Genomic DNA, 7,895 nt, shown 5'->3' on the forward strand with positions numbered 1-7,895 from the left:
GGGTGCGCTCCGATCTCAGCGCGGGAAAGGACATGGTGGTGATCCGTAGGTCGCTCAGGTCCATGGCCCCGGCGGTGGCTCTGAAGTCGTCGGTGAGGGGGGCGAGTGGGTCGGCAGCGTCGGGCAGCGCAAGACTGGGCACGAGCGCGAAGCCGCCGACGAACGGGCGGTTCCGGCTGGGCAGCACCACCAAGCCCTTCATCGCGACCGTCCGTCGCGAGCGCGATCCGCAGCGGCGTCGCGACATCTACGTGATCGACGACGACGCCTGGTACCACGCGATCATGATCAGCGAGCGGCAGACGCTCCAGACGGCGCGGGCCACGATGGCGGCGGCCGAGACGTACGGGCTCGACAGCCCCGTGGGGCAACGGCTGGCCAAGACAGCGGCGTACCTGGAACGCGTCAGCCTGGACATCATGGAGTCAGCCAACCGCTGGCGCACCCTCCTGACGTGACGGGTCTCAGCCGAACCACCTGGCGAGCTGGCTGACCAGTTCCTGCTGATCGTCACCGACCCACCCCACCGGGCCATCTACGGCCCAGCAGTGAGTGAAGGCCATCAGCGCGCTCTTCCCGGCGCCGTGATGATGGTCGGTTATCGTCGCAGGTCAAGGTGGTTCGTCCTCGGCTTCCCGGAGTTCGACGTGGCCGCGCACGCCGCTCTCGACGCCGGTGAGGACGCCTGGCCGCGCCTGCGCGACGCCCTCGTCCACTGGCGGCCGCTGCATGAGGACCATCTCGCGTCGATCGCCCTGCTGGCCGACCCCAGGGCCGCCCACCTGATCACGCCGGAGCGCGGACGCGAACTCCTGGCCATGAGACGGGGCTAAACGCAGGTCAGCCGCTACGCGCCGGGGGAACACGGAACGTCTCCATCAGGCCCCATGGGAACGACAACTCGCGACAATTGAATAGACGACCCCGCCAGTACGGAGACCATGGACGGTTGGGACGAGATAGACATGGCCGTACTGCGGGACCAGGCGAGGCAGATCATCAGCAGCGGCCGCCCCTGCCGACCACCTCGGCAACACGCGAAGCCCCGCCGGTCGGACACTCCTCACCTCGCAAGATCCATCTCACCGCCAATGGCTGTCCGCAGGTTCCTCAACCCCAACCTTGGCGCGGTCTATGTCCGCTGTACTCCGGCCGAACGCCGGGGAGGGCTACCGCGAGCAGCGCGTCGGCGCCCGCGATGACAAAGACAAGATCGATATTTCCCACGCCCTACCGGCGGCCCCCGTCACTGCGGGTAAATCATCCGTTTCCCGCCGAATGTCCTAGGGATGATCAAGAATGGCGTGCCATGGGATGGATCGGGATCGCAACGGGCCACGAGCTCACCGTCGAGGGGACGCGGCGGCCGGTGCTCGCCTGCCGGACGGCCGCGGGCCGCGTGCTGGCCAAGGTGCCCGCCAACGTCAGGAAGGATCCGACCGCGGCACGGCTCGCCGCCCTCTGCGACCGGCTCGGCGAGCACGCGCGGGCGGTGCACGACCGGGTCGAGTCCTGGATGGTGCGGTCGCTGCCCGTCCCGGCCGCGGTGTTCGCGGCCGTATGGGACGACCCGGTGTGGCGCGAGACGCTCACCGACCTGGTCATCGCCCCGATCGTCGACGGCGCGCCCGACCTCGGCCGCTGCGCGCTCCTGCGCGAGGGCGCGTGGACGGGCGTAGACGCCTTCGCGATCCCGCACCCGCTGCTGCTCGGCGACGATCTGCCCATCTGGCGGGGACGGAACCTCACGCAGGTTGTTGAGCAGGTACGCCGCGAGGTGTGGACGCGTCCCGCGAGCATGGACCGTACGTTCGACGTGGTCGACACCTTCGGATACATGGACGCCCGCTATGAGAGCGGCGCCGCGTTCGAGCGCCGCGTGCACGAGCTGGGCGGGCGCATCAAGGGGGACAGGGCGCGGTTCACCGTGCACGCGCCCGAGCCGCTCGGCATCGAGATCGACCTGGACTGGAGCGGGCCGATGAGCCCGGCCTACATGGCGTGGCTGAGCTTCACCGCGGGTGGCCGGGAGATCGGCGACATCGCCTGGTCCGAGGGCGTCCGCATTCTCATGGCTCTGTACGCGGACCGCACCGTGGACGAGACGGAGCCGGTGGTGGAGGCAGCCGAGGCGTACTCCCACTACTGCGACGCCCACCAAGGCGAGCCCGGCACCGTGGCGCCCTCCGGCATCACCGGCCCGACGCGCGACGTGCTGCTGCGCGCCGGGGCGGTGCTGCCGGGCACGCCCGCCGGCTCCGACGAGGACACGTGCGTCGCCGTCCGCTACGAGCACTCCGTCCTGGACGAGCCGGTCGTCGAACTCGTCCGGCGCGCGGCCGTCGACGGCGACAAGGCCGAGAAGTCGCTGTACGACCTGGACCCGGTGGCGGAGACCGGCGTCGGCACCGTGCACGCGGGCCCGCTCGGCTTCCTCGCGTCCGCCCTGCACCGGTACCCGGCGCACCGCGCCCGCATCCTGGCCGCGCACACCGACCTGCGGGCCGCCCGCGGCCTGGCCGCCCGCAAGCCCGGCCTCGCGCGCACCGCGCTCACCCGTACCGGCGACGACCTGGAGACGCACGCGCCCGAGCTGCTGCCGCCGTTCTACGAGGAGTGCGCGCGGATCCTGGCCGTTGCGGGCAGCGCCCGCTTCGCCGCCGCCTGCTTCGAGAAGGCCCGCGCCGCCGAGGACGCGCACGCGCTGCCGGTCGACGAGGCCGCGCTCGTCGCGGCGCACCTCGCCGCGGGACCGGACGCCGCCGGAACGACCACGCTCAAGAAGCACGGCAAGCGGCTCGCCGCCCGCCATCCCGCCCCCGGCGCGTACCGCTGGCAGCGCAGCCTGCTCACCGAGTGGTGCGAGGAAGTCCCGGACGGCGCGGACGGCGCGCTGGCCCTGGCCGACGGCTGGGCGGCGCTGGCGAAGGCCGCCGGGCACGCGCTCGGCGGGCCCGAGGACGAACGCGCCGTACGGGCCCTGCTGGAGAGCGGCTGCATGGAGTCGGCACCGCAGGCGCTCTGGAAGTTCGTCCTTCCGTTGCTCGGCCCGATGGCACGGGCGGACGCGGGCATCGGCCGCGCGCTCCTCGGCATCCTGCCGCTGCCCGTCAAGGACATCCCCAAGGCGAAGAGCGCGGCAGTGTCCCTCCTCCTCGGCAACCTCGCGGGCGCGGGCCTGACCGCCCCGTTCACCACGTCCCCCGGGCTGGCGGGGGCGGCGGCGAAGGACTGGCTCGGCCGCTTCCTGAAGCTGTACGCGGGGCTCGCACTCCCCGTCGCCGGTCTCGGCGACCTCCTGCACGACGCCGGTACGCGGCTGCGCGCGGAGGGCCTCACCTGCGACGACCATGAGGCGGTACTGGGAGTGGACGAGGACGAGGTCAACCGCTGGGAGGAGACCGCCGCCGACCTCCCGCTCCTCGATCTCCTCCTGGACCGCGGCGTCCCGCTCGCGCGGCCCCGGCTGCTGCACACGTTCAAGCTGTACGACCGGCTCGCCTCCGGAGCGGGCACCGACCTGGCCGCCGTTGCCGCCGACCCGGACTGGGCTCCGCTGCTGCGCGACGCGATCGTGGGCAACGTGACCAACCAGCTCAACGTCACCGAGCCCGCCGGCCCGAACCAGACCGCCCCCGAGACCGTACGGGCCCTGACCGCGACACCGGGAACGGCGCAGATTGTCGCCGCCATCCTGGCCGAGCATGCCGAGCGGGTCCCAAATCAAGGGCTTCCGGACGCGCACGCCGCCCTGTGCGACGCCGAACGGTTCACCATCGCCGGAGTCCCCGGCCCTCTCCTGGACAGCGTCCGGACGATCGCGAACGGGACGGACCCGGCCCGCGCCCTCGCCACCACGCTGAGCGGCGGCGTCCTCGACGAACTGGAGTTGCCCGCCTTCGTCCCCGGCCACGTCAACACCATCACCGACTACCTGGAAGAGAGCGGCACCGACCTGCTCCTGATCGAGTCCGGCCGGCTCTGGGAGCACAAGTTCCGCGCCTCCGTCGTCACACCGGATGGAGTCGGCCCGTCCCACGGCTTCGGCACGTACGAGTACGTCTCCAGCCGGTCCCACGAACGGACCGAGGCGCGCGACCTCTACGACCGCTGCCTGATCGCCGTGAACGGCCGGGTGACCGTACTGGACCACGGCGGCCCGCACTGCCCGCACGGCAGCGCGCATCCCGCCGCCCGCCGCGTCGTTCCGGCTGACGGCGAACGGGTCGCCTTCCCCGGTGGCGCCGAGGCCACCGTGTGGCGCGGCCAGGGCCGGATCATCGAGCTGCGGGACCCGGCCGGGCGCACCATCGGCCGCTACGTCCGCGGTTGGGGCAGGGTGCCCGAGCACGACGGTGCCGAGAACATCAGCACGGTCGAGCACCACCGCTACGCATCCGGGACCCGCCTGGTCGCGCCTCCCGGCCGGTGGTCGGCGATGCGGCCGCGCGACCCCGAAGGATCCAGGGCGCTGCGCGCCGTCGACGAGAAGAAGGCGCAGGCCCTGATCGACGTCGCGGACGCCGCGCTCGCCGCCGACCTCATGCGGGTGCTGGACCCCGAGAGCGGGTACCCAGAGAAGGACGCCGCCCGCGACGAGCTGGCGGGACGGCTCCGCCCGCTCCTGTCGGAGATCACCGACGAGTCGCTCTGGAAGGGCGTCACGTTCCTGGTGTGGACGGCCGTCGAGTGCCGCGAGCGCGCGTTCGCCCTGCTGGAACGCCTGGCGCTGACCCCGCCGCTCCACCTGCGCCCGGCGCCCGCCTCCGCGGCACCCACCGTCCAGTCCGAGAAGTCCCCCGAGCCGGACGATCCGGGGCCTGAGTCCGCGTACGAGAGGATCGTCCACTTCACCCGTGCCGCCGTCGATGTGCCGTACGACAAGAAGATCGCGACATTCAACGCCCCCGCCGTCAAGGAGGTCGAGAACACGCTGGGCCGCCTCGGCGCCGCCGTCCTGGAGGCCGCGTGGGGCAACGGCGGCGGGCGCGCGCAACTTCTGGAACTGGCCGCCGTCCCCGAACTCCTCCGTACCGACGGCACCTGGCACGTCGCCCGGCTGCGCCCGGAGTACGGCCTCGGGCAGATCCGCTCGGGCAGCGGCCCCATCATGGCCGCCGCCGTCGCCGACTACGAGCAGGTGGGGCACGGGTACGCGGTCACGGCGCTCCTCTACACCCCAGACGGCCCCAACCCGCTCCTGTTCACCCGCAACCGCGCCGTCGAGCTGCGGACCTGCCGCGGCTGGGGCGACCCGGACCGGCTCCGGCGGGCGCTCGACCTGATCGCCGAGAACGGCCCGCCGCCCGTGGACCGGGAGGCGACCGTACGGGCGTTCGCCGAGGCCACCGGCCTGTCACCGGCCCAGTGCCTGATACTGCTGTCCACCTCGGCCCGCACGCTCTCCTGGCCGGACGGCTGGGCGCGGGGCCGCGTCGCCGTCTTCCGCAAGGGCGACGCCGCCCGCGCCCGCGAACTCGACCTGACCGAGATCGAACTGCGCATCGCCGCGCTCTCCCTCGAGGCGCTCACCACCACCGACGAGGCCGTCGAAGTCGTCGAGCTGCTCATGCCCGACGACCCCACCGACCTCTGGCGTATGGGCCCCGACCTGGACCGGGCGGTCACGTACTGGTCGGAACGCCACCCGAGGCTCACCCCGCTCACCACCGAGCAGTGGGTCACCCTCGCCTCCGGCGCCGAGGACGCCCTGGAGGCGCTGATCGCCCTGCTCGGCGAGCGTCCGTCCGTACCGCCGCTGGGTCACATCGCCCGCGCTGCGAGGCTCCTGGCCGACCGCCTGCCCAAGGACCACCCCGCCCGTACGACCGCCGCCGCCCGCCTGCGTGACCTGCACGAAAACGTCACCAGCCCGGACACGACCCTGCCCATGGCCGCCGGGGTCACCTCGGTCACCGCCCTGGAACGAGCCGCCGGAGCGACCGCGGCCCACCTCCCGGAGAGCAGGCTCGCCATCGGCGAAGCCCTCACCCTGGACCCCGCCGGAGACGGCTACCGCGTCCACCTCCGCCCGTCCCGCTGGTCCGACCTGGACGCGCTGGCCTCGGCCCTCCGCCGCGGCGGCGCCACCGATGTCGCCCTGGTCATGGAGGACCTACGCTTCCTCTGTTCGTCCGAGCCACTGGAGGCCGCGGCCCGGCTGGAGTGACGTTCCCGGAGGTGTGCGGGTGGTGGCAGGCGATCCAGTGGTCTGGGGGGGCTGCTGCGCACTGAGCAACGCGACCAAGGTGTGTCATGCAGCTCCCGCGTGGCCCGTTCCCGTTCGCGCGCCAGTGTCATCCGGTGCGGGGTCGGGCTGGTGGGTATGCCGCCAGGCGTCGAGGAAGTGGTCGTTGGCGACCATGACGGTGAGCGCGACCAGCAGGGTCTGGGCGACGCGGCCGTGGGCGAGCCGGTTCTTGGGGTCGCTGAGGTCGAGGTCTTGGCCTTTCAAGCGGCCGTTCAGTCCTTCGGTGTTGGCCCTGGCGGAGGAATATGTCCCATTCCAGGAGGGGCTGAGGTAGGGCAGGTCCCGACGGAACTTGTCCAGGTGGCCGAGATCGCTCGGGTGCAGGGTGATGGTCTGCTGTCGGCAGATCTTCGGCAGTTCGTCCGGCTTGTGGTCGGGTGTCGGGGGAAGGATGCGCGGCTTGGCTGCGGGGTGAGCGGCTCGCTGGCGGGCGTCGGTCAGATCCACTGGGCTGGCCGCTCGGGCTGGCGCTGATGGACGCGTTCGAAGCGGGGACAGGTCAGCGATGGGGAGGTGCCAGCGGCCGGGCACTGCCATCGGGTTGTGCGAGGAGGCTTGCCAGAGCGGCAGGGTCTTGAACAGCTGAGAACGGCGGGACCCCGTCGATGACGAGGGCTGGCACGCCTCGGATTCCCCTTTGGATGGCGCGGCGTTCGTCGGCCCGGACTTCACCACTGAACGCGTCACCGCTCAGGAGGTCGCCCACGCCGGCAGGATCGAGTCCGGCCTCGACGCCGAGCACCTGAAGCACGTCCGGGTCGGCGATGTTGCGGCCCTCGGTGTGATAGCCGTGAAGGAGGCGTTCCAGCATGGCGTCGGCACGGCCGCATGTGGCGGCCAACTGGATCAGGCGGTGGGCGTCGAAGGAGTTGACCGGCCGGGCCAGATGCAGGTTGAGTTCGAGTCCCTCGGCCGCGCCGAGCGCTTGGATGTGGGCCACCCGGGCGGCGGCTCGGGCCGGGTCGCTCTGGTATCCGGCGATCACCTGTGCCGCGGTCGGGCCGGGGACGGGGCTTCCGTCCGGGTCGAGTTCGAAGCTGCGCCAGACGATGCTTACGTCGTTTCGGCCTTCCATGGCGGTGGTCAGTCGTCTCTTGCCGATGTAGCACCAGGGGCACAGGACGTCCACGTAGACCTCGGCGGGCATGAGCGGATGGTCCTTTCAGTCGATGGCAGAGGGCGGGGTGGCTGGCCGCAGGGTCAGGGTCAGTACGGCGAGCGCGATGAGCAGCGGGATCGTGATGAGCGCATGGACGTGAAGGCTGTGCGCGAACGCATCCCGGGCGGTCTGAGCCAACGGGACGGCGAGGCTGTCGGGGAGTCCTTGAGCGGCCTGGAGTGCGGCGGGCAGCGTCTCGCGGGCGGTCTCGGCGGCCTTGGAGGGGACGCCGTCGGGGGTGTGGCCGACCATGTAGGTGCCGTAGACGCCGGTGGCGATGCTGCCGAGCACGGCGATGCCGAGCGCGCCGCCGAGTTCGGCGCCGGTCTCGGAGATCGCCGAGGCTGCCCCGGCTCGTTCGGGCGGCGCCGCGCCGACGACCAGGTTGGTTCCTAGGGCGCGTATTGGGTCGTGATCAATCTGTCGATTCGCCCTCGTGGTGAGGCCTGGACCGGTAGATCTTGTTCCGTGACGCGAGTGCAACTG

Annotated in this window: 6 protein-coding genes and 1 pseudogene; 3 read left to right on the top strand and 4 right to left on the bottom strand. The window is 71.9% G+C overall.

What is annotated here, in order from left to right; genetic code table 11:
* A partial coding sequence (locus AB0B45_RS51050) for a hypothetical protein (protein ID WP_358146249.1) occupies nucleotides 1–202 on the bottom strand: 202 nt, incomplete at its 3' end.
* Nucleotides 203–251: 49 nt separating this feature from the next.
* Here AB0B45_RS51050 and AB0B45_RS51055 point away from each other — a divergent pair.
* The 3 genes from AB0B45_RS51055 to AB0B45_RS51065 all read left to right on the top strand — a co-directional run bounded on the left by AB0B45_RS51055 (nucleotide 252) and on the right by AB0B45_RS51065 (nucleotide 6,169).
* Complete coding sequence (locus AB0B45_RS51055; RefSeq protein WP_358146251.1) at nucleotides 252–458, top strand: hypothetical protein; 207 nt, start codon at nucleotides 252–254, stop codon at nucleotides 456–458.
* Between the two features lie 90 nt (nucleotides 459–548).
* The gene (locus AB0B45_RS51060) at nucleotides 549–833 is read left to right on the top strand and encodes a hypothetical protein (RefSeq protein ID WP_358146253.1); all 285 of its coding nucleotides are present in this window, start codon (nucleotides 549–551) and stop codon (nucleotides 831–833) included.
* A gap of 476 nt (nucleotides 834–1,309) precedes the next feature.
* Nucleotides 1,310–6,169 (top strand): DUF4132 domain-containing protein, encoded by a 4,860-nt coding sequence (locus AB0B45_RS51065; protein ID WP_358146255.1) that lies wholly within the window; start codon nucleotides 1,310–1,312, stop codon nucleotides 6,167–6,169.
* Between the two features lie 84 nt (nucleotides 6,170–6,253).
* Here the strand turns inward: AB0B45_RS51065 and AB0B45_RS51070 are convergent, their stop codons facing one another.
* From AB0B45_RS51070 to AB0B45_RS51080, 3 genes and pseudogenes are all read right to left on the bottom strand, one after another.
* The gene (locus AB0B45_RS51070) at nucleotides 6,254–6,697 is read right to left on the bottom strand and encodes a hypothetical protein (RefSeq protein WP_358146257.1); all 444 of its coding nucleotides are present in this window, start codon (nucleotides 6,695–6,697) and stop codon (nucleotides 6,254–6,256) included.
* 52 nt (nucleotides 6,698–6,749) lie between these two features.
* Complete coding sequence (locus AB0B45_RS51075) at nucleotides 6,750–7,397, bottom strand: DsbA family oxidoreductase (RefSeq protein WP_358146259.1); 648 nt, start codon at nucleotides 7,395–7,397, stop codon at nucleotides 6,750–6,752.
* 15 nt (nucleotides 7,398–7,412) lie between these two features.
* Nucleotides 7,413–7,895 (bottom strand): annotated as a pseudogene (locus AB0B45_RS51080) (hypothetical protein); the annotation flags it as partial.

This window comes from Nonomuraea sp. NPDC049152 (assembly GCF_040648355.1).
Classification (GTDB): domain Bacteria; phylum Actinomycetota; class Actinomycetes; order Streptosporangiales; family Streptosporangiaceae; genus Nonomuraea.